We start from the raw sequence: 24,127 nt of genomic DNA on the forward strand, positions 1-24,127 counted from the left end.
CTAGTTGTCCCGGTACGCCTCCAGCAGCCGCAGCCACACCTCGCTGATCGTCGGGTAGGACGGGACCGCGTGCCACAGCCTGCTGATCGGCACCTGTCCCGCGACCGCGATCGTCGCCGAGTGGATCAGTTCGCCGACGCCGGGACCTACGAACGTGACGCCGAGCAGGATCTCGCGTTCGAGGTCGACGACCATGCGGGCGCGTCCCTTGTAGCCGTCGGCGTACAGGCCCGCTCCGGAGACGGAGGCGAGGTCGTAGTCGACCGCGCGGACACGGTGGCCGGCCTGTTCGGCCTCCGCCAGTGAGAGCCCTACGGCAGCCGCCTCGGGGTCGGTGAAGACGACCTGCGGGACGGCCGCGTGGTCGGCGGTCGCCGCGTGGGCGCCCCAGGGGTCGGACTCCAGGATCGGGGTGCCGGAGGCGCGGGCAGCGATGGCGGCGCCCGCGATGCGGGCCTGGTACTTGCCCTGGTGGGTGAGGAGGGCACGGTGGTTCACGTCGCCGACGGCGTACAGCCACTTGCTGCCGGTGACGCGCAGGCTGTCGTCGACCTCCAGCCACGAGCCGGGCTCGAGGCCGATGGTGTCCAGGCCGATGTCGTCGGTGCGCGGGGCGCGTCCGGTGGCGAAGAGGATCTCGTCGGCCTCGATGCGGTCACCGGTGTTGGTGACGACCACGACCGTGCCGTTCTCGCGAGTGACCGACTCGACGGAGGTGCCGGTGCGCACGTCGGCGCCGGCCTCGACGAGGGCTTCGGCGACCAGTTCACCGGCGAACGGCTCCATACGGTTGAGCAGGCCCTTGCCGCGGACGAGGACGGTGACCTGTGAGCCGAGGGCCTGCCAGACGGTGGCCATCTCGGTGGCGACCACTCCCCCGCCGACGACGACCAGCCTGCCGGGCGCCGCCTTGGCGCTGGTGGCCTCGCGGCTCGTCCAGGGCCTGACCTCCGCGAGACCGGGCAGGTCGGGCAGGACGGCGCGGGTGCCGGTGGAGACGGCCACGGCGTGCCGGGCGGTCAGCACGTGCCGCTCGCCTTCGGGGCCGGTGACCGTGACCGTGCGCGGTCCGGTGAGGCGGCCGTGTCCTCGGTAGAGGTCGGCGCCGATGCTGTCGAGCCATCCGACCTGGCCGTCGTCCTGCCAGTGGGAGGTGTAGTAGTCGCGGTGCGCGAGGACCGCCGCCGTGTCGAGGGGGCCCTGCACCGACTGGCTCAGGCCGGGTGTGCGGCGGGCGTCGGCGCGGGCGATGACCGGGCGCAGCAGGGCCTTGCTGGGCATGCAGGCCCAGTACGAGCATTCGCCGCCGACCAGCTCACTCTCCACGACCGCGGTGGAGAGGCCGGCCGCACGGGTGCGGTCGGCGATGTTCTCCCCCACGGGTCCGGCACCGAGCACAACAACGTCGTAGGCGATGGATTCCGATTCCGTCATGGGGTCAGTCTGGTGGGTGGTGTGCGCGGAGGCCACATGGGTAAGCGCGCGGAATATGTACCAGGGCCGCCGTGTTGTGCCAGCGGCTTCGCCCCCACACCAGGAAGAGGGATCACGCCATGAGCAGCACCGTGGAGCTCACCAAGGAGAACTTCGACCAGACGGTCACGGACAACGAGTTCGTCCTGATCGACTTCTGGGCGGCCTGGTGCGGTCCGTGCCGTCAGTTCGCGCCGGTCTACGAGAAGGCGGCCGAGGAGAACCCGGACCTGGTGTTCGGCAAGGTCGACACCGAGGCGCAGCCGGAGCTGGCCTCGGCCTTCGGCATCCAGTCGATCCCGACGCTGATGATCGTGCGTGACCAGGTCGCCGTGTTCGCCCAGCCGGGCGCCCTGCCCGAGGCCGCCCTGACGGACGTCATCGGGCAGGCCCGCAAGCTGGACATGGACGAGGTCCGCAAGGCCGTCGCGGATCAGCAGGCACAGGCCGAGCAGAACGGCCAGTAACCCGCCGTACGAAGGCACTTGGACGTACTGAACGCCCTTAGAAGGGGTACGGCGCCACGTCCGCGCGCACCGTCGTCCAGCGCACGTCGGTGAAGGCCTCCAGGTTGGCCTCGCCACCGAAGCGGGCGCCGGTGCCGGATGCGGCGACGCCACCGAACGGGGCGACGGCCTCGTCGTTCACGGTCTGGTCGTTGATGTGGACGATGCCGGTCGGGATCCGCTCGGCGAGGTCCAGTCCGCGGGCGGCGTCCCGCGTGACGATGCCGAGCGAGAGGCCGTACGGGCCGGTCGCGGCCAGGGCTGCCGCCTCCTCGGGCGTGCCGAAGGACCGTACCGGCGCGACCGGGCCGAAGACCTCCTCCGCGTAGGCGGGCGTGCGGTCGTCGACGTCGGCGAGGACCGTCGGCCGGTAGAAGAGCTCCTCGTGCGTGCCGCCCGCGGCCAGCTTGGCGCCCTGGGCGGTGCTCGCCTCGACCAGTTGGTGGATCTTGGTGAGCTGACCGACGTCGATGATCGGGCCGAGATGGACCTGACCGCGGTGCGGGTCGCCGACGGCGAGCGAGTCGGCCTTCGCGGCCAGCCGCTCGACGTACTCGCCGTACAGCGACTCGTGCACCAGGTGGCGGCCGGTGGTCATGCAGATCTGGCCCTGGTGGAAGAAGGAGCCCCAGGCGGCGGTGGAGATCACCGCGTCGAGGTCGGCGTCCTCCAGGACGATCAGGGCGGAGTTGCCGCCGAGTTCCAGGTGCGCGCGCTTGAGGTGGCGTCCGGCGGCCTCGCCGACGGCCCGGCCGGCCGCGGTGGACCCGGTGAAGGAGATGACCGGTACCCGCGGGTCGGCGACCAGGGCCTGGCCTGCGTCCGGGCCGCCCGGCAGGACGTGGAACAGGTCCTCCGGCAGGCCCGCCTCGGCGAAGACCGCGGCGAGTGACAGCCCGCCGCAGACCGCGGTACGCGGGTCCGGCTTCAGGACGACCGCGTTGCCCAGCGCGAGCGCCGGGGCGACCGAGCGGATGGAGAGGATCAGCGGGGCGTTGAAGGGCGAGATCACGCCCACGACGCCGACCGGGACGCGCCGCGTGTAGGACAGTCGGGCCGCCTCGCTGGGCAGCACCTGGCCGGCCGGGCGGGAGGCGAGGGCGGCGGCCTCGTAGCACTCCTGGGCGGCGACGTGCAGTTCGAAGTCGGCCTTGCCGGGGATGGACCCGGACTCGCGGACCAGCCATTCGCGCAGTTCGTCGGCGTGCGCGGCGAACAGGTCGCCGGCCTTGCGCAGGACGCCCGCGCGGACGAAGTGCGGCACGCGGGCCCACTCCGCCTGGGCGGTGCGGGCGGCCTCGGCGGCGGTCCCGACGTCCTCGGCGGTGGCGAGGGTGACGGTGCCGAGTGTGTCGCCGGTGGCGGGTTCGGTGACGGCGTGTTCAGGTCCCGACAGGGTGCGGGACTGCCAGGTCTTGGGGTCGAGCAACGGCATGACGGCTCTCCGTTCGGTCACCGGCGGGACTCACAGAGCGAGCGGAAGTCCCGAGTAGTTCGCGGCCAGTTCGGCCGCCGCGTGGCGGGATGCGCTGATCCGGCGCAGCCGCGCGAGCTGCATCCGGTGGTCGAACGCATCCCCGTTTGGTTGAGCGTGCAACATCCTAGTCATGTCGTACGAGAATCGGGTGGCCTGCCACACACGGGCCAGGCACGAGTCCGAATAGCTGTCGAGGAGTCGCGCGGATCCCGTGCGGTGCAGCTCCGTGAGGGCACGGGCCAGGACGCGGACGTCGGACACCGCGAGGTTGAGACCCTTGGCCCCGGTCGGCGGGACGATGTGGGCGGCGTCCCCCGCGAGCAGCAGCCGTCCGTGCCGCATCGGCTCGTGGACGTGACTGCGCATCGGGGTCACGGACTTGGCGGTGATCGGGCCGCGGTCCAGGGTCCAGTCGGCGTCGATCGCGAAGCGGGCGGCGAGTTCGTCCCAGATGCGCTCGTCGGGCCAGTCGCCCGGATCGGTTCCGTTCGGGACCTGGAGATAGAGGCGGGAGACCGACGCGGAACGCATGCTGTGCAGGGCGAAGCCGCGCTCACCGCGGGCGTAGATCAGCTCGTCGCAGGACGGCGGGACGTCGGCGAGGATCCCCAGCCAGGAGTACGGGTAGTCATGCGCGTACGTCCGGCTCGTCTCCGTGGGGAAGCTGTCGCGGGCGATGCCGTGGGAGCCGTCGCAGCCGACCACCCAGTCGCAGGTGAGCGTCCGTTCGCGGCCTTCGTGCCGGAAGCGTACGACGGGCCGCTCGCTCTCCGGCTTCTCGACCGCCAGTGCCTCCGCCTTGAACAACAGGGGCGGCCCGTCGGCCAGTTGGAGCGCGATGAGGTCCTTCACGATCTCGGTCTGGGCGTAGATCGTGACGGTACGGCCGCCGGTGAGGGCCGGGAAGTCGATGCGGTGGCGCTCGCCCGCGAACCGCAGCTCGATGCCGTGGTGCACCAGCCCCTCGGCGTCGAGACGGCCGGCGGCGCCCGCCTCGCGCAGCGCGTCGACCGTGCCCTGCTCCAGCATTCCGGCGCGCTGGCGCTGTTCGACGTACTCCCGCGTCCTGCTCTCCAGGACCGCGCAGTCGATGCCCGCCCGGTGCAGCAGACGGGCCAGGAGCAGTCCGGCGGGGCCGCCGCCGATGATGCCGACCGTCGTGCGCATGGGCCGCCTCCCTGGGGGTCAGGTGGAGTCGCGGTGCACCACCGAGGCTCCCAGCACCGTGTGCGTCTCGGGCGCGGCGCCGGGGTTGCGCACCGCGCGGTCGACCAGGTCGGCCAGATCGCGGCCGGACGGCAGCTCGATGTGCACGGTACTCAGTCTGGGCCGCAGCAGCCGTCCGAGCATCAGATCGTCGGCGCCGATCACCGCCGTCTCCTGCGGGATGCCGACGCCCTCGTCCTGCAGGGCGCGCATCAGCAGCATCGCGTACTCGTCGTTGTAGGCGAACACGGCGTCCAGGCCGAGCTCGCGCCAGCGGGCCGCGAGCCGTGCGGCGGCGGCCTCCTCGTAGGCGAGGGGCAGGTCGGTGACGGTGGCCTCGGTGCCGTGCAGGGCCCGTCGTACGCCTTCCAGGCGGGGCACGGAGAAGGCGTCCAGGCCCGGTTCCTCGGGGACGACGACGCCGATGCGGCGCCGGCCGCGGGCGTACAGGTGGGTGCCGGCGCAGAGGCCGACGGCCTCGTGGTCCATGAGCAGGGCATGGGCGCCCTCGACGGCCTCGGAGCCGAGGGTGACCACGGCCCGGGCGCCGGAGCGCTTGAGCACCGCGACGTCCTTGGGGCCGAGGTCGGAGCCGGGCACCAGGACGGCGACCGGGCGCAGCTCGGCCCAGGCCCGGGCGGCCTCGGCGCCGTGCAGGCCGACGGTGCCGAACTGCACGACCGTGTACTCGAGGCGGCCCAGGGCCCACTGGAGTTCGCTGATGAACTGGCTGTAGAGCGGGCCGACCGGGAAGGTGGGCGCGGGCATCAGGACCATCCGGCTGTGCCCGGCGCGCAGGCTGCGGGCTGCCGCGTGCGGCACGTACCCGAGCTCCTTGGCCGCCTCGTGGACGCGGCGGCGGGTGGGCTCGCTGATCCGGACGGCACTGGTGTTGTTGAGGACGTAGGAGACGGTCGCGCGCGACACGCCGGCCAGGCGGGCCACATCGGCGCTCGTGGGCACAGAGCGCGGTACGGGCGACGCGGGCGCGGGCGTTTTCGGTATCTGCACCATGACGTACCGCATCTTTGCAGAACCTGTGCGCAGTGCTTTCGGGTGGGGGAACTTCGCGACCAAAGCGATGGTCAGCGCGGCTACAGGACTGCGGGGGTCGTCACTCGGTCGACCAGGTCGCACCAGCCGGCCTCCAGGCGCTCCATCGGCATCCCGCACTGCACGGTGAGGTGATGGACCAGGACGGGGCTGAGATAGCCCATGAGGGTGTGGGCGACGAGCTCGGTGTCGGTGTCCGGAACCGCCTGCCGCAGCAGCATGGCGACATGGCTGTGCTGGACGCGGCGGGCCGGGACGGAGAACCGGCGCTCCGGGCTCGGTTCGGCCGCCAGTTGCAGGCCGAGTTCGCCGGCCTGGCGGCACAGCTGGGCACGGCCGAACGCCCGCAGCCGCTCGGCGGGGGGTGCCCCGGGTCCCAGCGGCGGGGGGCCGCTGAGGAAGGCGGCCTGGAACTTCTTCTCGGAGTGGTCGAGCAGCGCGGTCAGCAGGCCGGTGCGGTCGCCGAAGCGTCTGAAGACCGTGCCCTTGCCGACGTTCGCCGCGGCGGCCACCGCCTCCATCGTCACGCCGGCCGCGCCGTGCTCCGCCACCAGCCGGGCGGCCGCTTCCAGCAGCCGGGCCCGGTTGCGCGCGGCGTCGGCACGCAGGCAGGGCTCCTCCTCAAGAGGGCCGACCTGGAGCAACTCGGGCTGCGGGTCGGGCTCCTGGGACTGCGGGAAGGGCGGCAGAACGGCGGACATGAAAACAGCGTAAAGCATCGGGAAGAAAACTGGACCGCGGTCCGGTTAGGATGCTAGAAAGTTAAACGGACCCCGGTCCGGATCGTAACGGCAGTGTTTCAGCACCCTGGAGTTTCGTATGTCTGTTCGTATTCTCGCGCTCGTCGGCAGCCTCCGCGCCGGTTCGACCAACCGCCAGCTCGCCGAGGCGGCCGCCAAGCACGCTCCCGAGGGCGCCGACGTGGTGCTGTTCGAGGGCCTGGCGGACATCCCCTTCTACAACGAGGACGTCGACGTCGAGGGCAGCGTCCCGGCCGCCGCCGCCAAGCTGCGCGAGGCCGCTGCCGCCGCCGACGCCTTCCTGCTCTTCTCGCCCGAGTACAACGGCACCATCCCGGCCGTCCTGAAGAACGCGATCGACTGGCTGTCGCGCCCGTACGGCGCCGGCGCCTTCGGCGGCAAGCCCGTCGCGGTGGTCGGCACCGCCTTCGGCCAGTACGGCGGCGTCTGGGCGCAGGACGAGGCCCGCAAGGCCGTGGGCATCGCCGGCGGCAAGGTGATCGAGGACCTCAAGCTCTCCATCCCCGGCTCCCTGACCCGCTTCGCCGAGACCCACCCGTCCGACGACGCCGAGGTCGCCGCGCAGCTCACCGAGGTGGTCGCCCGTCTGCACGGCCACGCGGGCGAAGTGGCCGCCGCCTGACGCGTCCTGGACCTCGCACGGGGGCTGTTACGCGGAAGAGGGCCGGAGCCCGTACAGGGCTCCGGCCCTCCGCTGCGTGTGGTTGTACGTCACGCCACCGCCGTCGGCGCCAGCTCCCGCAGCTCCGCCAGCGCGGCCACCACCGCGGGGCGGCTCCGGCCGCCCCGGCGGGTGCAGGTGAGCAGCTTGCGGTGCGGGTTGCCCGTGCAGGGCACCCGCGCGATCGGCAGGTGCGGGGTGAGGTGGGCCAGCCGTGGGATCAGCGCGACGCCGAGCCGGTTGGCGACCAGGTGGGCGGTGACGTTCCAGTCCAGGGCGTGATGGACCACGTCCGGCGTGAACCCGGCCTCACCGCACGCCGACAGCACATGCGGACGACAGGGGCTCTCCGGCACCGGGGCGATCCAGTCCTCGTGCGCCGCCTCGGCGAGCTCGACGCGGGCGCGCCCGGCGAGCGGATGGTCCTCGGGGACGACCAGGTCGAAGGGGTCGTCCAGCAACGGCTGCTGGTCGAAGCGCGCGTCGCCGAACGGCGGGTTGTGCGGGGTCGCCTCCACGACCGCCAGGTCGGTCTCCCCCTCGAAGAGCAGGTCGAAGCTCTCCGGAACCGGCGCCTCCTGGATGCGGACGACCAGCCGCGGATGCCGCTCGCGCAGCCGGACCGCCATCGGGGCCAGCAGCACCGAGATGGCCACCGGGAAACCGCTCACCCGCAGCGGCCCGGCGGGTTCGCCGCGGTCGGCGCGGAGATCGAGTTCGGCCTGTTCCCAGCGGGCCTGGATGGCGTCGGCGTGCGCGAGCAGGCTCTCGGCGGCCGGGGTGAGCCGTACCCCGCGCCCCTGCGGTTCGAGGAGGTCGACGCCCAGCTCGCGGGCGAGCTGGCGGATCTGCTGGGAGGCGGCGGAGGGCGTGAAGTGCAGCGCACCGGCAGCGGCGGTGACCGTGCCGTAGTGCGCCACCGCCCGCAGGACATGGAGCCGGCGCAGATCAATCATGAAGCCCACGCTTCAAGGTGGGATCCGGAAAGTCAACCTGGACGTGCACGAAGACTCCGACGCACCCTGGCTGTGTCGCGACGGCCCACCAGCCCTTGGTACGAAGGAGTTCCCATGAGCAGCACGACCGGCGCCGTCTGCCCGCACTGCGGTTGGCCCGACGGCGCCGAGCCCTTCCAGGTGGTGTCCCGGCACCGCACGGCGGCGGGCACCACCGTGTGGACCCGGTGCGGCTGCGGTTCGCTTCAGGTCCGGGTCGTCGACGGCCGGGGCACGCGGATCGTCTCCCGCAGCCGCCCGGCCTCGGCTCAGTCCAGTTCGGCCAGCCGCTGAACGGCCGGGGCCACGAAGCGCTCGATCCACTCGGCGGGCTCCCCGATGCGCGGCGCCAGGATCACCGTGTCGATGCCGAGCTTGGTGTAGCCCGCGATGTCCCGGGTGAAGGCGGCGAGGTCGCCGTCGGTGGCCGGTTCGCCCGTGTAGGCGACGGTCTTGCGGATCTCGTCGAAGTCGCGGCTCTCGGCCTCGCAGTGGCCGCGCAGGACGTCCAGCTTGTGCCGGACCTCTTCCGGCGAGGTGGCGAACAGGTTGCAGGCGTCGCCGTAGCGGGCGACCAGGCGGAGCGTCTTGCGCTCGCCACCGCCGCCGATCATGATCTCGGGGCGCGGGCTGCTCACCGGCGCCGGGACGCACAGGGTCTCGGCCAGCCGGTAGTGCTCCCCCTCGAAGGGGCCGTTCGCCTGCGGATCCCACATCTGCCGGCAGATCCGCAGGGTCTCCTCCAGCCGCTCGAAGCGCTCCGCGAGCGGCGGGAACGGCACGCCCAGCCCCTCGTGCTCACGGTCGTACCAGGCCGCCCCGATGCCGAGGGTGGCCCGCCCCTCGGACAGGACGTCCAGTGAGGTGACGATCTTGGCGAGCAGGCCGGGGTGGCGGTAGGTCACTCCGGTGACCAGGGCTCCGAGGCGAACCGTGGAGGTGTGGGCGGCGAGGTAGCCCAGCGTCGTGTACGCCTCCAGCATCGGGGCCTCGGCACCGCCGTTGAACTCCATCTGGAAGTAGTGGTCCATCACCGACAGCCAGCTCACGCCGGCCTCCTCGGCCGCCGCGCCGGTGGCGGCGAGTTCGGCACCGAGTGCGGGGCCGCCCCCGCCGTGGTCGAACCGGTTGATGTGCACGCCCACCCGCATGTCCGCCTCCGCTCCCCGGGATCACCCGGTCCTTCACCGTCCCTGGTGACGCTAGGCCTTGAAGCGCTCTCGAAGTCAAGCGTGACCGCGGCGCCCTCAGGCCACGCGCTCCGCCTCGGCCGCCTCCTGCTTCTTCGCGGCCCGCAGGCTCGTCAGCGTGGTGACCACCAGGACGAGCACGATGAAGCCCAGCGAGAAGGGGATACCGATCTCCGGGACGTGCACGCCGGACTCGTGCAGCGCGTGCAGGACCAGCTTGACGCCGATGAAGCCCAGGATGATCGACAGGCCGTAGCTGAGGTGGACCAGCTTCCTGAGCAGGCCGCCGATCAGGAAGTACAGCTGCCTCAGGCCCATCAGCGCGAACGCGTTGGCCGTGAAGACGATGTACGGGTCCTGCGTCAGCCCGTAGATGGCCGGGATCGAGTCCAGGGCGAACAGGACGTCGGTGGAGCCGATCGCGAGCATCACGACCAGCATCGGGGTCATCACCCGCTTGCCGTTCTCCTCGATCCACAGCTTGGTGCCGTGGTAGCGGTCGGCCACGCCGAAGCGCTTCTCCACCGCCTTGAGCAGCTTGTTCTCCTCGTACTCCTCGTCATGTCCCTCTTTGCGGGCGTCCTGGATCAGCTTCCACGCGGTCCAGATCAGGAAGGCGCCGAAGAGGTAGAACACCCACGAGAACGCGGAGATGATCGCGGCACCGGCCGCGATGAAGCCCGCGCGCAGCACCAGGGCCATGATCACGCCGACCATCAGCACGCGTTGCTGGTACTGGGACGGCACCGCGAACTTGCCCATGATCAGGACGAAGACGAAGAGGTTGTCCACGCTCAGCGACTTCTCGGTGACGTATCCGGCGAAGAACTCACCGGTGGGCCCCGAACCGCCGAAGACGAACAGTCCGACGCCGAACAGACAGGCGAGGATGACCCAGACGACGGTCCAGGTCCCCGCCTCTCTGATCGACACGTCATGGGGTTTTCGGCCGATGAAGAAGTCCGCGGCGACCAGCGCGCACAGGCCTGCGACGGTCAGCAGCCAGACGGTGAGGGAGACGTTCACTGATGCTCCTGGTGCGTGGGGGGGCATCGACAGCGTTGCCAGGCCTTTCGATTCCTTCCACCGCCCGCAGATGAAGATCAGGCCATGTCCTGGCAAAGAACGGCAGGTCACACTGGGACATGGCCGGAAAGCGCGGGAGCCCACCCGCCGAACGGCGGGCAGGTTCCGCCGCACGGCGGTGCCCCGCGCGTCGGCCGGTGCGCGAATCATGGCGCAACGAGCCGCCGCGCCCCGCGTGAGGAGATCACATGAGCCACGTCCCGCCCCCGTTCGACCCGGAACTCGCCGCCGCCCTGGACCTGATCAAGGACGTCCTGTCGCCCGGATTCACCCCGGACGAGATCGACGCCATACGCCAGGGCCCGGGCATCCAGCTGCTCGCCGAGCTGGACCTGACCATGGACGGCCATTTCAAGGTCGAGGACCGTACGGTGCCGGGGCCCGAGGGTGCTCCCGAGATCTCGCTGCTGATCTGCCGGCCCACCACTCCGGAGCCGGCGGGCGTGCCGCAGCCCGTCGTGTACCACGTGCACGGCGGCGGCATGGTCCTCGGCAACAACCGGGTGGGCGTGGACGGCCCGCTGGCCTGGGCCAAGGAGCTGGGCGCGGTCGTGGTCTCGGTCGAGTACCGGCTGGCGCCCGAGCATCCGCATCCGGCGCCGATCGAGGACGTCTACGCCGGTCTCGTCTGGACGGCCGAGCACGCGGCGGAGATCGGCGGTGACCCCGAGCGCATCGTCATAGCGGGCGCGAGCGCGGGCGGCGGTCTGTCCGCGGCGCTGGCCCTGCTCACCCGGGACCGCAAGGGCCCGCGGCCGATCGGCCAGTTGCTGATGTGCCCGATGCTGGACGACCGCAACGACACCGTCTCCAGCCACCAGATGGCGGGCCTCGGCGTGTGGGACCGGACGGCGAACGAGACCGGCTGGGGTGCCCTGCTGGGCGAGGCGCGTGGCGGCCCGGACGTGCCCGCGTACGCGGCACCGGCCCGCGCCGAGGACCTGTCCGGGCTGCCGCCGGCCTTCCTCGACGTGGGTTCCGCGGAGACCTTCCGGGACGAGGTCGTCGCCTACGCCTCCCGGCTCTGGCAGGCGGGCGGAGCGGCCGAGCTGCACGTGTGGCCCGGCGGCTTCCACGGCTTCGACGGCTTCGCCCCGCAGGCGGCGCTGTCGCAGGCGGCCCGGGCGGCGCAGTTGGCTTGGCTGCGGAGGCTGCTGGGGGGATGAGCGGGGGTGGCCGGGAATGAGTGAGGGACGGTTGGGGGATGACCGCGGCGTGAGTGGCGGCTGATCGCCGGGCGATGGGCGCGGACGGGGTGCGATGGGCGGTGATCGTCGCGTCGTACGGCCGACTGGCGGCTGACGGCTGACAGGTCGGTGACTGCGAGGGCTTTCGCGCGACTGTTCCCATGGCCGGCCTCCGGCCGTCCTGGCAGCCGGCCGCACCACCGCGAAGACGTCCGACCGACCGATTCGCGGCCGCCCGAAAACGCCTACGCAGCTTGGCGCGTCCCAGAAGCTCGGGGTGTAGGGGTTTCTGGGACGCCGTCCGGCCTGCGGTGGCATGGCCTCCGGGGTGTCGGCGGCCTGCCGGGCGCAGGCGCATCGAGGTGTCGGTCCGGCTGCTGGGCCGTAACCCGGAAGTCGTCCCTCCCCACAGCTCCACGGAACGTGGCCGCATGGCGCACCATGGACGCATGAAAGAGCTGGCCGGGCGTCTGACCGCGCTCGACCCGGACGCCGGTGCCGCCGTCCAGGTCATCGCCTACTTCGACCGGCTGGCCGAGTCCCGGGCCGGTCTGGAGGCGCTGGTGCGTGGGGCCGCGGTGCTGGCCGGGGTGCCCGCGCGGCTGGTCGACGCCGACCGGCGGGTCTTCGTCCGGGTGGAGGCCGACGGCACCCGCCGGGACACGGCGAACCTGCCACCGGACCCCGCGTGGCCGTCGGCGGCGCTGACGCCGGACGGGGCCGCCGCCCTGTGGCTGGAGCGGGCGGAGGCGGCGCCCAGTGTGGTCGACGCGGTGATCCTGGAGCGGGCCGCCGGTGCCATCCGCATCGTCCTCGACCGCACCCGGGGCCGGGTGCCCGTCGACGATCCCGCGCTGGTCGAGACGGTGCTGGACCGCACGGCCCCGGAACCGGCCCGGCTGCACGCGGCCCGCGGGCTGGGCCTGGACCCCGCGGCGTCGGCGCGTGCGCTGGCCCCGCGTGACGGGCGGCCCCGGATCGTCGCCGGGGAGGCCGAGTTGCCCGTCGGCCGGCTCGGCGTCGGCCCCGCCGTCCCGGTGCTGGACCTGCCGCACTCCTGGGCCGCCGCCCGTACCGCCCTGCGGTTCACCGCGGACGGCACCGCACAGGACCCGGGACCGCGTGTCGTGCACGCCGACGAGCTCGGCGGCGTCGCCCTGCTGGCCGACCTCGTCGCCCCGGGCGCCGAACCCCCGCCCGACGTACGGACGTTGAAGGCGGCGGCCGCGACCACACCCTGGCTGCTGGCCACCCTGCACGCCGTGGCCGCGACGACGAGCCTGCGCGCGGCGGCCGCCGAGATCAACGTGCACCACTCCACGCTCCAGGACCGGCTGACCCACGCCGAGCACCTCCTCGGCTGGCCGCTGCGCACCCCGCAGGGCCGGCTCAGACTCCATCTGGCCCTGACCATGCGGCACTTGGCACGGTCGTAGCGGTCCCGTCCATAGCGGTCCGTTCCTCAGCGGTCACGCCGGCGCTGTCCCGACCGTCAGTGGAACTCGTGGACGACCTGGATCCTGCCGACGATGTGGGCGTTGAACTCGTCCAACTCCTCGGCGGGCACCCACAGTTCGAGGATCGTCCGGCCGCCGGCCTGCTGGACGGGGTAGCGGCCCAGGAACTCCGTGTCGACCTCGAAGCGGGTGACGTAGCCGGCTCCGTCGTGCTTGACGTTCCAGTCCCGGGCGATCCGGACCGCGTAATCCTCGTTGAGGACCGGGTAGAAGATCGGCTGCTCGGGCAGCCGCGGCGGCCAGGCACGCCAGTCCAGCTCGCGGACCAGGGCCAGCTCCTCGGGTCCGGTGGGACGCCAGAGGGTGGTCGTGGCTCGGCGGCCGGTCATGGGTATCGCTCTCCATGCTGGGTGCGGCAGTTGAGGTCTGGACCCTATCGGGGCGCGTGCGGGAGAGCTACGGATTACATGACATTACTTGCATACGCGCGATAAACGCGTTCGCTGGAACTTTCACGGATGCCCTATCCTGGACGGTCAGTACCTCGGGACGGAGGAGCAGGCCCCATGACCGCCACAGACCCCGCACTCACCGCCCTCGCGCAGGGCTGGTGCGCCCTGTCCCTGCTGCACGGCAGGATCGAGGCCCACATCGAGCGGGCCCTGCAGGCGGGGCACGACCTGAGCGTGCGCGAGTACTCCCTGCTCGACGTCCTCAGCCGCCAGCACGACGGCGAGGGCGGCCATCTCCAGATGAAACAGGTCGCCGACGCCGTCGTCCTCAGCCAGAGCGCCACCACCCGCCTGGTCACCCGCCTCGAAGACCGCGGCCTGCTCTCCCGCTACCTCTGCCCCACCGACCGCCGCGGCATCTACACCGACGTCACCCCGGCCGGCCTCCAACTCCTCGGAGAGGCCCGCCCCACCAACGAGACCGCCCTGCGCGAAGCCCTCGACACCGCCGCCCACAACCCCGAACTCGCCCCACTCGTACGAGCCGTCGAGACCCTCCGCACGCCCGCCTGAAGCACCGGCGAGCTCGTCGCCCGGGCCGTCATCGTGCTGAGCCTTCCGGACCGGCCGTCCCGAAACGGTCTTCGGTGCGGCCGAGTGCCGCATTGGTGCGTACAAAGTGCCGACATGACGTCGGGGGTTTCGCCAAGACGTCGGCAGGGTGTCGAAGAGCACAGGTGACAGGCGGGTGGCCGCCGTTGACAGGGTCTGGAATTTGGCCGTACAAATGGGCCGTATGAGCGTCCCGCAGCGGCCCCTGGCCGGGATCACCGTGGTCAGCCTGGAACAGGCCGTGGCCGCTCCCTACGCCACCCGGCAGCTCGCCGACCTCGGCGCCCGGGTCATCAAGGTGGAGCGGCCGGGCGACGGCGACTTCGCCCGCCGGTACGACACGACCGTGCACGGCCAGTCCAGCTACTTCGTCTGGCTCAACCGCTCCAAGGAGTCCCTCACGCTGGACCTCAAGGACCCGCGTGGCATGGAGATCCTGCACCAACTCCTCGACGACGCCGACGTGTTCGTGCAGAACCTCGCCCCGGGCGCCGCCGACCGCCTCGGCCTCGGCACCGCCGCCCTCGCCGAGCGCTTCCCCCGGCTGATCCCGTGCACGATCTCCGGCTACGGCACCTCCGGCCCGTGGGCCGACCGCAAGTCGTACGACCTGCTGGTGCAGTGCCAGACCGGCCTGGTCTCCCTGACCGGAACCGCCGAGGAGACCGCCCGCGTCGGGATCTCCGTCGCCGACATCGCCGCCGGGATGTACGCCTACAGCGGCATCCTCACCGCCCTCTACACCCGCGCCACCACCGGCACCGCACACCCGGTGGAGATCTCCCTGTTCGAAGCGCTGGCGGAGTGGATGGGCCAGCCCGCCTACTACACCCAATACGGCGGCACGCAGCCCGCGCGTCTGGGCACCCAGCACGCCACCATCGCGCCCTACGGCGCCTTCACGGCCGCCGACGGCAAGGACGTGCTGTTCTCCATCCAGAACGAACGCGAGTGGGTCGCCCTGTGCGCCGGTTTCCTCGGCCGGCCCGCACTCGCCGACGACCCGCGTTTCGCCACCGGCTCCGACCGGGTCGCCCACCGCGAGGAACTCAACACCGTGGTGGCCGAACGCTGCGCCCGGTCCGACGCCGCACAGATCCTCAAGGACCTGGAGGACATCGGCATCGCCTGCGCCGGGGTCAACGACGTCGCCGCGTTCCTCGACCACCCGGTCCTGGCCGCCCGCGACCGCTGGCGCGAGGTGGGCGTGCCGGGCGGTGCCACGGTGCGGGCACTGCTCCCGCCGGCCGACCTCGCGGGCATGTCCGCGCGGATGGACCCCGTTCCGGCGGTGGGCGAACACACCCGGGCGATCCTCGCCGAACTCGGCCGCGACCTCGACGACATCGAGGCGCTGCGCGCCGACGCGGTGGTCTGAGGCCCGCCATGGAGGAGACACGAGTGGCTGCCGTGGCGCAGACCCGAGCGACGAGGAGCGTGGCGGTCGCGGTGCGGCCGGCGGAACGGGGTGGGCCGCATGGCTGAACCCGCACAGCGCGAAAGCACCTACCTGCGGCTCGCCCGTGAGCTGCGGGCGGCGATCCTGCGGCACGACTACCCCGAGGGCGTACGGCTGCCCACGGAGGCCGAGCTGGCGCAACTGCACGGGGTCAGCAGGCAGACCGTGCGGCGGGCGTTCCAGGACCTGGTCGCCGAGGGGCTGGTCCACCGGGTGCCGGGCCGCGGCACCTTCGCCGCGCCCCGCGACGAGCAGTACCTGCGCCAGTTCGGCTCGGTGGACGACCTGATGGGGCTGTCCATAGACACCCGCATGAACGTCGTCACGCCCCTGCACCGGCGGGTCGACGTCGACGCGGCGGGCCGTCTCGGTCTGCACACCGACCAGGTGTACAAGCTGGCCTTCCTCCGGCTGCACGAGGACACCGCGTTCTGTCACACCTCCGTCTTCCTGCCGCCCGACGTCGGCCGGCTCCTCGAGCCGGTTCCGGAACTGGCGGAGCCCAGCACCCCCAGCGCCTTCACCGTCATCGGACTGCTCGACGGACGGCTTCCCGAGCCGATCGCCGAGGCCGAGCAGAGCATCACCGTCGCGGACGCCACACCCGAACTCGCCGCGCATCTGGGCTGCGAACCGGGCCGGGCGCTGCTGCGCATCGACCGCGTCTACCAGTCGGTCGCCGGACAGCTCGTGGAGCTGGCGATCAGTCACTTTCTGCCCGAGCACTACTCGTACCGCGTGCGGCTTCGACGCAGCGGTCACTGACATGGAAACAGGAGAGGGTTGTGAGCTTGAGGATCGTTGTCACTGTGAAGTACGTGCCCGACGCCACTGGCGACCGGCACTTCGCCGATGACCTGACCGTCGACCGGGACGACGTGGACGGTCTGCTCTCCGAGCTGGACGAGTACGCGGTCGAGCAGGCGCTGCAGATCTCCGAGAACTCCGATGACGACGTCGAGGTCACCGTCCTGACGGTGGGTCCCGAGGACGCCAAGGACGCGCTGCGCAAGGCGCTGTCGATGGGCGCGGACAAGGCGGTCCACGTCGAGGACGAGGACCTGCACGGCACGGATGCGATCGGTACCTCGCTGGTGCTGGCGAAGGCGATCGAGAAGGCCGGTTACGACCTGGTGATCTCCGGTATGGCGTCCACCGACGGCACCATGGGTGTGGTGCCGTCGCTGCTGGCCGAGCGCCTGGGCGTGCCGCAGGTGACCCTGCTGTCCGAGGTGTCCGTGGAGGACGGGGTGGTGAAGGGCCGCCGGGACGGGGACTCGGCCACCGAGCAGCTGGAGGCCTCCCTGCCGGCCGTGGTGTCGGTGACCGACCAGTCGGGTGAGGCGCGCTACCCGTCCTTCAAGGGCATCATGGCCGCCAAGAAGAAGCCGGTTGCGGCCTGGGACCTGTCCGACCTGGACATCGAGGCCGACGAGGTCGGACTCGACGGTGCCTACACGGTCGTCGACGCCGCGGCCGAGCGCCCGGCGCGTACCGCCGGCACGATCGTCAAGGACGAGGGCGAGGGCGGCAAGCAGCTCGCCGAGTTCCTCGCAAGCCAGAAGTTCATCTGAGAGAGGTCACGGATCCATGGCTGAAGTTCTCGTCTACGTCGACCACGTGGACGGCGCCGTCCGCAAGCCCACCCTGGAGCTGCTGACCCTGGCCCGCCGCATCGGCGAGCCGGTCGCCGTCGCGCTGGGTGCCGGTGCCGCCGACACCGCCGCCGTCCTCGGCGAGCACGGTGCGACCCGCGTTCTCACGCATGAGGCCGCCGAGTACGCCGACTACCTGGTCGTGCCGAAGGTGGACGCCCTGCAGGCCGCCTACGAGGCCGTCTCCCCGGCCGCTGTGCTGGTGCCGTCCTCCGCCGAGGGCAAGGAGATCGCCGCCCGCCTCGCGCTGCGCATCAGCTCCGGCATCATCACCGACGCGATCGACCTGGAGGCCGGCGAGTCGGGCCCGGTGGCCACCCAGTCGGTGTTCGCCGCGTCCTTCACCACCAAGTCCCGTATCGCCAAGGGCACCCCGGTCATCACCGTCAAGCCCAACAGTGCCGCCGTGGAGGCCGCCCCGGGCGACGGTACGGTCGAGGCCCTGGCCGTCACCTTCTCCGCCGCCGCGACCGGCACCAAGGTCACCGCCCGCACGCCGCGCGAGTCCAGCGGCCGCCCGGAGCTGACCGAGGCCGCGATCGTGGTCTCCGGCGGCCGCGGCGTCAACGGCGCCGAGAACTTCGCGGTCATCGAGGCCCTGGCCGACTCCCTGGGCGCGGCCGTCGGCGCCTCCCGCGCCGCGGTGGACGCGGGCTGGTACCCGCACACCAACCAGGTCGGCCAGACCGGCAAGTCCGTCTCCCCGCAGCTGTACATCGCCTCCGGCATCTCCGGCGCGATCCAGCACCGGGCCGGCATGCAGACCTCCAAGACGATCGTGGCGATCAACAAGGACGCCGAGGCCCCGATCTTCGACCTCGTCGACTACGGCATCGTCGGCGACCTCTTCGACGTCGTCCCCCAGCTCACCGAGGAGATCAACACCCGCAAGGGCTGACCGCGTTGGGGCCGGGCTGTACGGGGCACTCACGCCTGGAAACCCGCGTCGGCGCACAGGAACTTGGCCATGTTCGGCGCCAGGCGGCGTTGCGGGCCATGAGCCGGGCCGCGTCGAGGGCGGCCCGGCCCGGGCCCACGGCTTCGTGGGCGAGGAGGATGCGCTCGGGGTCGAGGCCGTCGAGCAGGTGGCGACAGCCCTTGTCCTCCTCGCCGATCCGTTCCGGGGGCTCGCCGGGACCCGGAGGCCGTCGGCTCATGCACCTGTGACCTCACCAGGGAAGGGGGCCCTCGGCGTCGAAATAGCCGCCGGTCGGGCCGTCGGGGCCCGTCTGCGCCATGCGCACGATGATCTCGGCGCCCTCCTCGACGGTCTGCGTGCCCGTCCTCCCGTTGAGATCGGTCGCGGTGAAACCGGGCTCCACGGCGTTGATCCGCATGGCCGGGAACGCCTTCGCGAACTGCACGGTGATCATGTTGACGGTGGCCTTCGACGCCGGATAGGCGACGCCCGGGTAGTGGTACGCGGGAGTGGCCGGGTCACAGACGTTGGTGACCGAGCCGAGGCCGCTGCTGACGTTGACCACGACCGGCGTGGCCGAACGCCGCAGCAGGGGCAGGAAGGCGTGCGTGACGCGGATGACGCCGAAGACGTTCGTCTCGAACGCCGTCCGCATGTCGTCGGCGGTGACGTCCGCGGCGCCGGGCACGCTGTTGTCCTCGCGCCTCGCCTCGATGCCGGCGTTGTTGACCAGTACGTCGAGCCCGCCGTCGGCCTCGACGGTCTTGGCCGCGGCCTGCACGGAGGCGTCGTCGGTGACGTCGAGCTGGACGAGGCGGGCGCCGAGCTGTTCGGCGGCGCGGCGTCCGCGTTCGGCGTCGCGGGCGCCGATGTAGACGGTGTGACCTGCGGCGATGAGTCGGCGGGCGGTCTCGAAGCCCAGCCCCTTGTTCGCTCCGGTGATCAGGGTTGTTGTCATGCGTCCAGGTTCCGGCGCGACGCCGCGGACAGCCAGGAGACCCTTCTTCCTGGGACTCCCAGTACCAGGCATGTACCCGGCCGACAGTGTTCACTGGGGGCATGACGGCGACGGAACTCGGGCAGGCGCTGCGGCGCTGGCGCGACCGGGTCTCCCCCGACACGGCCGGGCTGCCGTCCGGCGGACAGCGGCGCGCGGCGGGGTTGCGGCGCGAGGAACTGGCCCTGCTGGCCGGGATCTCGGTCGACTACGTCACGCGCCTCGAACAGGGCCGGGCATCCAACCCGTCCGGGCAGGTCGTCGAGGCCCTGGCCCGGGCGCTGCGCCTGTCGGGGGACGAGCGGGCGTACTTGTTCCGGCTGGCCGGGCTGGTGCCACCGGGGCCCGAGATGGTGCCCGGGTACATCACGCCCGGCGTCCAGCGGCTGCTGGACAGACTGGTGGACACTCCCGTCGGTGTCTCCGACGCCGCCATGACGCTGCTGCTGGCCAACCCGATGTACGCGGCGCTGATGGGCGATCAGTCGGCCTTGCGCGGCTTCGAACGCAACGGGGTGTGGCGCAACTTCCTCGGCGCGCCCACCCGGGTCCGGCACACACCGGAGGAGCGGCGCGCCTTCGAGGTGGGCATGGTGGGCGAACTGCGCGCGACCGCCACCCGGTATCCCGGGGACCGCCAACTGCGGCGCTTGATCGCGGAGTTGCGCGCCGGGAGTGAGCGGTTCGCCGAGCTGTGGGACGCGGGCGTCGTCGGCCGCCTCGAGGCCTCGCGCAAGACGATCGAGCATCCGCAGGTGGGCCTGCTGACGCTGGACTGCGACCTGCTCCGGGTGGAGGGCAACGACCTGCACATCCTCGTCTACTCGGCCGAGCCGGGCACCGAGGCCGCCGAGAAGCTGGGGCTGCTGTCCGTGCTGGGCACCCAGAGACTGGTCGAGCGGTAGGGCCTGCCTGAGCTTCTCCTCGCCTCCCCGCGTCGAGAATATGGTTCTCTTCGAGTGAAATCGTGAGTCTTCCGCATGCCGTCGAAGGTTCCAGAATGCGGGTGCGGGCCTGCCGCGTCACCGCAATACTGTTCTCCCCATGGCACAGAAGGCGGACCAGCCCGTGAGCGCGCCGATCGAGGAACCGGCCTGGAAGCAGCGCGCCGTCGAGCGTTCCACCCAGGCGGCGAAACGTCGGGCCGAACAAAGGGTCGACCGGTTCCTCGACGCGGCACAGGCGATCATGGCCGAGAAGGGCACCACCGACTTCACGGTCCAGGAGGTCGTCGACCGGTCCCGTCAGTCCCTGCGCAGTTTCTACCAGCACTTCGGCGGCAAGCACGAGCTGTTGCTGGCGCTGTTCGAGGACGCCATGAGCAAGTCGGCCGAAGAGCTGCGCGCCGCCGCGGCCCACCAGACGAACCCGCTGGACCGGCTCCGGATCGTCGTCCAGGAACTGTTCGAGAACTCGCGCCCCGCGCCGTCGGGCGCCCAGCGCCCGCTGTTCACCGACTTCGCCCTGCGCCTGCTCGTCTCGCATCCGGCCGAGATGAGGGTCGCGAACGCCCCGCTCCTCGCCCTGTCCACCGACTTGATGACGGAGCTCGAGGACGCCAGTCTGCTGCGCTCCGGCTTCGAAGCCCGGCGCGCGGCCGCGTTGACCATGCGGACCGTCATGTTCAACGCGCAGTCCAGCGGCCAGGACGGCCCCCACCCGCTGACCGCCGATGAGGTCTGGGACTTCTGCGCCAAGGGGTTCACGCTCAGCTAGGGCTTCGAGGGGCGCAACCAGCGACTGGGCCACCGCGGCCTGTTTCGGTGGGCAGTTGACAGTCCTGTCCGGGCGGCGCACCTCGCCTGCCCGGACAGGACCGTCAAGTCGCTGCACGCACTGTGACCTTGGCCGTGCCCACCGCTCAGTCGGCCTGCGGTGCCGCCGCCGGGAGGACCACCGCTGGGAGTTCCAGCGAGGGGAGTTCCACCGCGGGCAAGGTGGGCATGGCCGGCACGGCGGGCACGGCAGGCACCGCCGTCACCTCAGGCACTTCGCTGAGGATCTCCGTGACCAGTTCGTTCACGGGGGCCAGCAGCTCGGTCATCGAACCCAGGACAGCGCTCAGGTCGAGCGAGGTGAGCGCCTTCACCAGTTCGTCGACGGCCGCATCGATCGAGGCCAGCAGGTCCGAGACCGGGTCGGCGGCCGCGGCCGCGGCCTGCGGGGCAGCGGAGGCCAACCGCTGCTGAACGGCGGTGTGCGCGGTCCGCACGGTGTCCTCGTACGCGGCCGCCGCTGCCGGGTCCAGGCGAGCGTCGTCCGTCGCGGCGATGGAGTCCACCGCCTTGGCGAGCGGGGCGATCACGTCGGCGCGATCCGCCCTCTCCAGCGCGTCGAGCCGTTCCACGACCGCGTCCGCCGCGGGCGCTGACCATGCCACGGCGGTCCGGTCCGCGGCCTCTCCGTGGATGTCGCTCGCGGCAGCGGCGGTGCCGGCCGGTACGAGCAGCAGAGCCGAGCACAGCAGGGGCGGCAGGAGGAGACCGCGGGATACCAGGGGTCGCATGAACGTTCCTTTCCACAACGCTGTTCCTGCGCCCACCGTGGAAAGCCCCCCGACCCGCCGCAACCGCTCCGGAAGCCGGTGCCCCGTCCATTGCCTCGGCGGGGCGGCTCTGACCTGCGTCTTTCCTCGGCCGCACGCCCGGTTTCGGCAGTGCGGGCACGTTCGCCCGTCAGGGTGCGCCCGTCGAGCGGTTGCGGGGTAGTGAACTGTTGGTCTCCGAGGTTGTTTGAGTGAGCGTAACTTCGATTGGGTGAGCATCGTTGTGTGGGTGTGAAGCTGACGGAGTGGGCAAAAGCGCAGGGTGTGCATCCGCAGACCGCGTATCGCTGGTTTCGTGAGGGCACCTTGCCGGTACCCGCGCAGCGGGTCGGCCCGCGCGTGATCCTGGTGAACGTCGAGGCCAACGCGGCGCCTGAGATTGTCGGCGGGGTGGGCCTGTATGCCCGGGTCTCTTCCCGCGATCAGAAGGCTGACCTGGAACGCCAGGTCGCCCGGCTGTCCGCGTGGGCGGCGGGGGCCGGTCACCGTGTCGTCCGGGTTGAGGCCGAAACTGGTTCCGGGATGAACGGGGCGCGTTCTAAGGCCCGGCGTCTGCTGGCTGATCCCGAGGTGACCACGGTCGTTGTGGAGCACCGGGACCGGCTTGGCCGGATGAACACAGAGCTGGTCGAGGCAGCTTTGGAAGCATCCGGGCGCCGCCTCGCGGTGCTGGATGACCGAGAAGTCGAAGACGATCTGGTCCGGGACATGGCGGAGGTGCTGACCTCCTTGTGCGCCCGCTTGTACGGGCGCAAGTCGGCGAAGAACCGTGCCCGTAAGGCGCTTCAGGCAGCCGAACATGGCTGATCTGCGCCCGATCGAGGCGTCGTTCGTCGCGTCCGGTCCCAGTGGTGTGGCCGTCCGGACCCGCCTCAAGCATCTGACGGCGGACGATGAGAAGGTGCTGTGCCTGGTGGGTGCGCATCTGGGGTCGCTGGCCTCGAAGGACCTCAAGGCGCGCTGTCAGGATGGTCTGGAGCACTCCGGTAAGGCGTGGGCGGTGCGCAAGCGGGAGCTGACGCCGGTCTCGTCCTCACGGTGGGCGGACAGCATCAGCAAAGCCACTCATGATCAGTGGGCGCTGGCCCGGCGCTGCCAGTTGGCGCATATCCAGAATCTGCAAGCGGGCATCCGCACGATCGAGCGCCGGCTGTCCCAGCCGATTGGGCAGAAGGGGACCAAGGGGGCGCCGGGGGGTTATCGGTCGCGGCGGGAGTGGCACGCGAAGTCGCGGCGGCTGCGGGTGCTTCAGGATCGGCTGGCTACCGCGCGGGCGGACCGTGAGGCCGGAGTCGTGCATGTCGTACGGGGCGGCAAATGTCTGGCCCGCACTCGCCATCAGCTGGAGGCGGCAAAGCTCACGGAGTCCGCGTGGCGCGGGCGTTGGGAGGCGGAGCGCTGGTTCTGCCAGGCGGACGGGGAGTCCGGGAAGCGGTACGGCAACGAGACGATCCGGGTCAGCCCGGACGGCGAGGTGAGCATCAAACTGCCCGCACCGCTGACGCATCTGGCCAACGCCCCGCACGGGCGGTACGTCCTGGCCTGCCGGGTCACGTTCGCGCACCGGGGCGAGGAGTGGGCGGATCGTGTCGCGGCCAACCGGGCGATCGCCTACCGCATCCACCTCGATACGGGCCGGGAGCGCTGGTGCCTGACCGCGTCCTGGCAGATCCCGCCCTCCCCCACTCTCCCGATCGAGGCCGCTCTCGCCCACGGTGTGATCGGTGTCGATATGAACGCCGACCACCTGGCGGCCTGGCGCCTGGACGCCCACGGCAACCCGATGGGTGCCCCGCGGCGCTTCTTCTACGACCTGACCGGCACCGCGCCCCATCGTGACGCCCAGGTCCGCCACGCCCTCACCCGCCTGCTGCACTGGGCTACAGCCTGTGGCGTGCGGGCGATCGCGGTCGAGGACCTGGACTTCGCCGCAGAGAAGACCCGGGAGAAACACGGCCGCAGGAAACGCTTCCGGCAACTGGTTTCCGGCATGCCGACCGGGAAGCTCCGCGCCCGGCTGGCCTCGATGGCCGACCGGACGGGGATCGCGGTCATCGCCGTGGACCCGGCCTACACCAGCCGCTGGGGCGCCCAGCACTGGCAGAAGCCCCTCACCAGCACGACTCGGAATACCACTCGCCATGATGCTGCTGCCGTGGCGATCGGAAGGCGCGCCCAGGGACACCCGATCCGGCGACGGACGGCACCGCCCCCTGCTCACCGGAGTGATGAGCAGGGGCATCGGACCGTCCAGGCCAGAATGGGTGTTGTTGGGCGTGAGGGAACCCGCCCCCGCGTTCCCGGACCACGGACACGATCCGTCGGCGCCGGGCGCGGAGTGAACGCGGGCAACCAGAACGCCCAACACTGTTCGGGGCGTTCGGCTGAGCATGAGTCCTGGCAACAGGACTCACTTCCGCTCAGTCTTTAGGAACG

General features: G+C 71.4%; 26 protein-coding genes. 14 read left to right on the forward strand and 12 right to left on the reverse strand.

Annotated elements, in window-relative coordinates; genetic code table 11:
* Window positions 1-1,434, reverse strand: a complete 1,434-nt coding sequence (locus OG252_RS07795; RefSeq protein WP_329334729.1) for a dihydrolipoyl dehydrogenase family protein — start codon at window positions 1,432-1,434, stop codon at window positions 1-3.
* A 119-nt stretch (window positions 1,435-1,553) separates the two neighbouring features.
* On the opposite strand from OG252_RS07795, the gene trxA reads away from it, so the two are divergent.
* Window positions 1,554-1,940 carry a thioredoxin gene (gene trxA / locus OG252_RS07800; protein ID WP_266451010.1) on the forward strand — a complete coding sequence of 129 codons (387 nt, stop codon included), beginning with the start codon at window positions 1,554-1,556 and terminating at the stop codon, window positions 1,938-1,940.
* A 37-nt stretch (window positions 1,941-1,977) separates the two neighbouring features.
* Here trxA and OG252_RS07805 read toward each other — a convergent pair whose 3' ends face one another.
* From OG252_RS07805 to OG252_RS07820, 4 genes are all read right to left on the reverse strand, one after another.
* Window positions 1,978-3,414 (reverse strand): benzaldehyde dehydrogenase, encoded by a 1,437-nt coding sequence (locus OG252_RS07805; RefSeq protein WP_329334731.1) that lies wholly within the window; start codon window positions 3,412-3,414, stop codon window positions 1,978-1,980.
* Window positions 3,415-3,444: 30 nt separating this feature from the next.
* Window positions 3,445-4,623: a 4-hydroxybenzoate 3-monooxygenase gene (locus OG252_RS07810; RefSeq protein ID WP_329334734.1), complete on the reverse strand. Its 1,179-nt coding sequence runs from the start codon at window positions 4,621-4,623 to the stop codon at window positions 3,445-3,447.
* A gap of 18 nt (window positions 4,624-4,641) precedes the next feature.
* On the reverse strand, window positions 4,642-5,688 hold the full coding sequence (locus tag OG252_RS07815; protein ID WP_329334736.1) for a LacI family DNA-binding transcriptional regulator: 1,047 nt from the start codon (window positions 5,686-5,688) through the stop codon (window positions 4,642-4,644).
* Window positions 5,689-5,756: 68 nt separating this feature from the next.
* Window positions 5,757-6,434 carry a TetR/AcrR family transcriptional regulator gene (locus tag OG252_RS07820; protein ID WP_266451006.1) on the reverse strand — a complete coding sequence of 226 codons (678 nt, stop codon included), beginning with the start codon at window positions 6,432-6,434 and terminating at the stop codon, window positions 5,757-5,759.
* Window positions 6,435-6,534: 100 nt separating this feature from the next.
* Here OG252_RS07820 and OG252_RS07825 point away from each other — a divergent pair, with 100 nt between their 5' ends.
* On the forward strand, window positions 6,535-7,098 hold the full coding sequence (locus OG252_RS07825) for an NAD(P)H-dependent oxidoreductase (RefSeq protein WP_266451005.1): 564 nt from the start codon (window positions 6,535-6,537) through the stop codon (window positions 7,096-7,098).
* Window positions 7,099-7,187: 89 nt separating this feature from the next.
* On the opposite strand, the gene OG252_RS07830 is transcribed toward OG252_RS07825, so the two are convergent.
* A complete protein-coding gene (locus OG252_RS07830; protein WP_329334738.1) occupies window positions 7,188-8,093 on the reverse strand; it encodes a LysR family transcriptional regulator in 906 nt (301 codons plus the stop codon).
* A 114-nt stretch (window positions 8,094-8,207) separates the two neighbouring features.
* Between OG252_RS07830 and OG252_RS07835 the strand changes: the two genes are divergently transcribed.
* The gene (locus OG252_RS07835; protein WP_329334740.1) at window positions 8,208-8,426 is read left to right on the forward strand and encodes a hypothetical protein; all 219 of its coding nucleotides are present in this window, start codon (window positions 8,208-8,210) and stop codon (window positions 8,424-8,426) included.
* Here OG252_RS07835 and OG252_RS07840 read toward each other — a convergent pair.
* Both OG252_RS07840 and OG252_RS07845 read right to left on the reverse strand, forming a co-directional pair.
* The gene (locus OG252_RS07840) at window positions 8,402-9,283 is read right to left on the reverse strand and encodes an LLM class F420-dependent oxidoreductase (protein WP_329334742.1); all 882 of its coding nucleotides are present in this window, start codon (window positions 9,281-9,283) and stop codon (window positions 8,402-8,404) included. The genes OG252_RS07835 and OG252_RS07840 overlap by 25 nt on opposite strands.
* Window positions 9,284-9,379: 96 nt before the next feature.
* Entirely contained in the window at window positions 9,380-10,348 is a 969-nt protein-coding gene (locus OG252_RS07845) for a TerC family protein (protein WP_329334744.1), read from the reverse strand.
* 248 nt (window positions 10,349-10,596) lie between these two features.
* Between OG252_RS07845 and OG252_RS07850 the strand changes: the two genes are divergently transcribed.
* Both OG252_RS07850 and OG252_RS07855 read left to right on the forward strand, forming a co-directional pair.
* On the forward strand, window positions 10,597-11,574 hold the full coding sequence (locus OG252_RS07850; protein WP_329334746.1) for an alpha/beta hydrolase: 978 nt from the start codon (window positions 10,597-10,599) through the stop codon (window positions 11,572-11,574).
* A 470-nt stretch (window positions 11,575-12,044) separates the two neighbouring features.
* Complete coding sequence (locus OG252_RS07855) at window positions 12,045-13,031, forward strand: helix-turn-helix domain-containing protein (RefSeq protein ID WP_329334748.1); 987 nt, start codon at window positions 12,045-12,047, stop codon at window positions 13,029-13,031.
* A 56-nt stretch (window positions 13,032-13,087) separates the two neighbouring features.
* Here OG252_RS07855 and OG252_RS07860 read toward each other — a convergent pair whose 3' ends face one another.
* Window positions 13,088-13,441: a hypothetical protein gene (locus tag OG252_RS07860; protein WP_329334750.1), complete on the reverse strand. Its 354-nt coding sequence runs from the start codon at window positions 13,439-13,441 to the stop codon at window positions 13,088-13,090.
* Between the two features lie 177 nt (window positions 13,442-13,618).
* Here OG252_RS07860 and OG252_RS07865 point away from each other — a divergent pair, with 177 nt between their 5' ends.
* The 5 genes from OG252_RS07865 (at window position 13,619) to OG252_RS07885 (ending at window position 18,128) form a co-directional block, all read left to right on the forward strand.
* Window positions 13,619-14,077, forward strand: a complete 459-nt coding sequence (locus OG252_RS07865; RefSeq protein WP_329334751.1) for a MarR family winged helix-turn-helix transcriptional regulator — start codon at window positions 13,619-13,621, stop codon at window positions 14,075-14,077.
* 223 nt (window positions 14,078-14,300) lie between these two features.
* Entirely contained in the window at window positions 14,301-15,494 is a 1,194-nt protein-coding gene (locus OG252_RS07870) for a CaiB/BaiF CoA transferase family protein (protein ID WP_329334753.1), read from the forward strand.
* A 99-nt stretch (window positions 15,495-15,593) separates the two neighbouring features.
* Window positions 15,594-16,340, forward strand: coding sequence for a GntR family transcriptional regulator (locus tag OG252_RS07875; protein WP_266450995.1), 747 nt, complete (start codon window positions 15,594-15,596; stop codon window positions 16,338-16,340).
* A 20-nt stretch (window positions 16,341-16,360) separates the two neighbouring features.
* Window positions 16,361-17,149, forward strand: a complete 789-nt coding sequence (locus tag OG252_RS07880; RefSeq protein WP_329334756.1) for an electron transfer flavoprotein subunit beta/FixA family protein — start codon at window positions 16,361-16,363, stop codon at window positions 17,147-17,149.
* Window positions 17,150-17,165: 16 nt separating this feature from the next.
* A complete protein-coding gene (locus OG252_RS07885; protein ID WP_266444631.1) occupies window positions 17,166-18,128 on the forward strand; it encodes an electron transfer flavoprotein subunit alpha/FixB family protein in 963 nt (320 codons plus the stop codon).
* Here OG252_RS07885 and OG252_RS07890 read toward each other — a convergent pair.
* Window positions 18,109-18,387, reverse strand: coding sequence for a hypothetical protein (locus OG252_RS07890; RefSeq protein ID WP_329334761.1), 279 nt, complete (start codon window positions 18,385-18,387; stop codon window positions 18,109-18,111). The two genes, OG252_RS07885 and OG252_RS07890, sit on opposite strands and share 20 nt — an antisense overlap.
* Before the next feature lie 12 nt (window positions 18,388-18,399).
* A complete protein-coding gene (locus tag OG252_RS07895) occupies window positions 18,400-19,107 on the reverse strand; it encodes an SDR family NAD(P)-dependent oxidoreductase (RefSeq protein ID WP_329334763.1) in 708 nt (235 codons plus the stop codon).
* A 101-nt stretch (window positions 19,108-19,208) separates the two neighbouring features.
* On the opposite strand from OG252_RS07895, the gene OG252_RS07900 reads away from it, so the two are divergent.
* Both OG252_RS07900 and OG252_RS07905 read left to right on the forward strand, forming a co-directional pair.
* Window positions 19,209-20,051, forward strand: coding sequence for a helix-turn-helix transcriptional regulator (locus OG252_RS07900; RefSeq protein ID WP_329334765.1), 843 nt, complete (start codon window positions 19,209-19,211; stop codon window positions 20,049-20,051).
* A 139-nt stretch (window positions 20,052-20,190) separates the two neighbouring features.
* Window positions 20,191-20,862 carry a TetR/AcrR family transcriptional regulator gene (locus OG252_RS07905; protein WP_329334767.1) on the forward strand — a complete coding sequence of 224 codons (672 nt, stop codon included), beginning with the start codon at window positions 20,191-20,193 and terminating at the stop codon, window positions 20,860-20,862.
* A gap of 145 nt (window positions 20,863-21,007) precedes the next feature.
* Here OG252_RS07905 and OG252_RS07910 read toward each other — a convergent pair whose 3' ends face one another.
* A complete protein-coding gene (locus OG252_RS07910) occupies window positions 21,008-21,652 on the reverse strand; it encodes a hypothetical protein (RefSeq protein ID WP_266450989.1) in 645 nt (214 codons plus the stop codon).
* Window positions 21,653-21,922: 270 nt separating this feature from the next.
* Here OG252_RS07910 and OG252_RS07915 point away from each other — a divergent pair, with 270 nt between their 5' ends.
* On the forward strand, window positions 21,923-22,498 hold the full coding sequence (locus tag OG252_RS07915; protein ID WP_329345102.1) for an IS607 family transposase: 576 nt from the start codon (window positions 21,923-21,925) through the stop codon (window positions 22,496-22,498).
* Window positions 22,491-24,122 carry a transposase gene (locus OG252_RS07920; RefSeq protein ID WP_329334770.1) on the forward strand — a complete coding sequence of 544 codons (1,632 nt, stop codon included), beginning with the start codon at window positions 22,491-22,493 and terminating at the stop codon, window positions 24,120-24,122. The genes OG252_RS07915 and OG252_RS07920 overlap by 8 nt, the downstream gene beginning before the upstream one ends.
* Window positions 24,123-24,127: the final 5 nt, after the last annotated feature.

This window comes from Streptomyces sp. NBC_01352 (assembly GCF_036237295.1).
In the GTDB taxonomy this organism is placed as follows: Bacteria; Actinomycetota; Actinomycetes; order Streptomycetales; family Streptomycetaceae; genus Streptomyces; species Streptomyces plumbiresistens.

What these genes read in the sequence shown, in the direction of transcription:
- OG252_RS07895 (WP_329334763.1), bottom strand. Translation starts at nt 19,107, where the DNA reads ATGACAACAACCCTGATCACCGGAGCGAACAAGGGGCTGGGCTTCGAG.
- OG252_RS07795 (WP_329334729.1), bottom strand. Translation starts at nt 1,434, where the DNA reads ATGACGGAATCGGAATCCATCGCCTACGACGTTGTTGTGCTCGGTGCC.
- OG252_RS07910 (WP_266450989.1), bottom strand. Translation starts at nt 21,652, where the DNA reads ATGCGACCCCTGGTATCCCGCGGTCTCCTCCTGCCGCCCCTGCTGTGC.
- OG252_RS07850 (WP_329334746.1), top strand. Translation starts at nt 10,597, where the DNA reads ATGAGCCACGTCCCGCCCCCGTTCGACCCGGAACTCGCCGCCGCCCTG.
- OG252_RS07855 (WP_329334748.1), top strand. Translation starts at nt 12,045, where the DNA reads ATGAAAGAGCTGGCCGGGCGTCTGACCGCGCTCGACCCGGACGCCGGT.
- OG252_RS07905 (WP_329334767.1), top strand. Translation starts at nt 20,191, where the DNA reads ATGGCACAGAAGGCGGACCAGCCCGTGAGCGCGCCGATCGAGGAACCG.
- OG252_RS07835 (WP_329334740.1), top strand. Translation starts at nt 8,208, where the DNA reads ATGAGCAGCACGACCGGCGCCGTCTGCCCGCACTGCGGTTGGCCCGAC.
- OG252_RS07805 (WP_329334731.1), bottom strand. Translation starts at nt 3,414, where the DNA reads ATGCCGTTGCTCGACCCCAAGACCTGGCAGTCCCGCACCCTGTCGGGA.
- OG252_RS07820 (WP_266451006.1), bottom strand. Translation starts at nt 6,434, where the DNA reads ATGCTTTACGCTGTTTTCATGTCCGCCGTTCTGCCGCCCTTCCCGCAG.
- OG252_RS07890 (WP_329334761.1), bottom strand. Translation starts at nt 18,387, where the DNA reads ATGAGCCGACGGCCTCCGGGTCCCGGCGAGCCCCCGGAACGGATCGGC.
- OG252_RS07815 (WP_329334736.1), bottom strand. Translation starts at nt 5,688, where the DNA reads ATGCGGTACGTCATGGTGCAGATACCGAAAACGCCCGCGCCCGCGTCG.
- OG252_RS07875 (WP_266450995.1), top strand. Translation starts at nt 15,594, where the DNA reads ATGGCTGAACCCGCACAGCGCGAAAGCACCTACCTGCGGCTCGCCCGT.
- OG252_RS07885 (WP_266444631.1), top strand. Translation starts at nt 17,166, where the DNA reads ATGGCTGAAGTTCTCGTCTACGTCGACCACGTGGACGGCGCCGTCCGC.
- OG252_RS07870 (WP_329334753.1), top strand. Translation starts at nt 14,301, where the DNA reads ATGAGCGTCCCGCAGCGGCCCCTGGCCGGGATCACCGTGGTCAGCCTG.
- OG252_RS07900 (WP_329334765.1), top strand. Translation starts at nt 19,209, where the DNA reads ATGACGGCGACGGAACTCGGGCAGGCGCTGCGGCGCTGGCGCGACCGG.
- trxA (WP_266451010.1), top strand. Translation starts at nt 1,554, where the DNA reads ATGAGCAGCACCGTGGAGCTCACCAAGGAGAACTTCGACCAGACGGTC.
- OG252_RS07810 (WP_329334734.1), bottom strand. Translation starts at nt 4,623, where the DNA reads ATGCGCACGACGGTCGGCATCATCGGCGGCGGCCCCGCCGGACTGCTC.
- OG252_RS07825 (WP_266451005.1), top strand. Translation starts at nt 6,535, where the DNA reads ATGTCTGTTCGTATTCTCGCGCTCGTCGGCAGCCTCCGCGCCGGTTCG.
- OG252_RS07830 (WP_329334738.1), bottom strand. Translation starts at nt 8,093, where the DNA reads ATGATTGATCTGCGCCGGCTCCATGTCCTGCGGGCGGTGGCGCACTAC.
- OG252_RS07920 (WP_329334770.1), top strand. Translation starts at nt 22,491, where the DNA reads ATGGCTGATCTGCGCCCGATCGAGGCGTCGTTCGTCGCGTCCGGTCCC.
- OG252_RS07865 (WP_329334751.1), top strand. Translation starts at nt 13,619, where the DNA reads ATGACCGCCACAGACCCCGCACTCACCGCCCTCGCGCAGGGCTGGTGC.
- OG252_RS07860 (WP_329334750.1), bottom strand. Translation starts at nt 13,441, where the DNA reads ATGACCGGCCGCCGAGCCACGACCACCCTCTGGCGTCCCACCGGACCC.
- OG252_RS07840 (WP_329334742.1), bottom strand. Translation starts at nt 9,283, where the DNA reads ATGCGGGTGGGCGTGCACATCAACCGGTTCGACCACGGCGGGGGCGGC.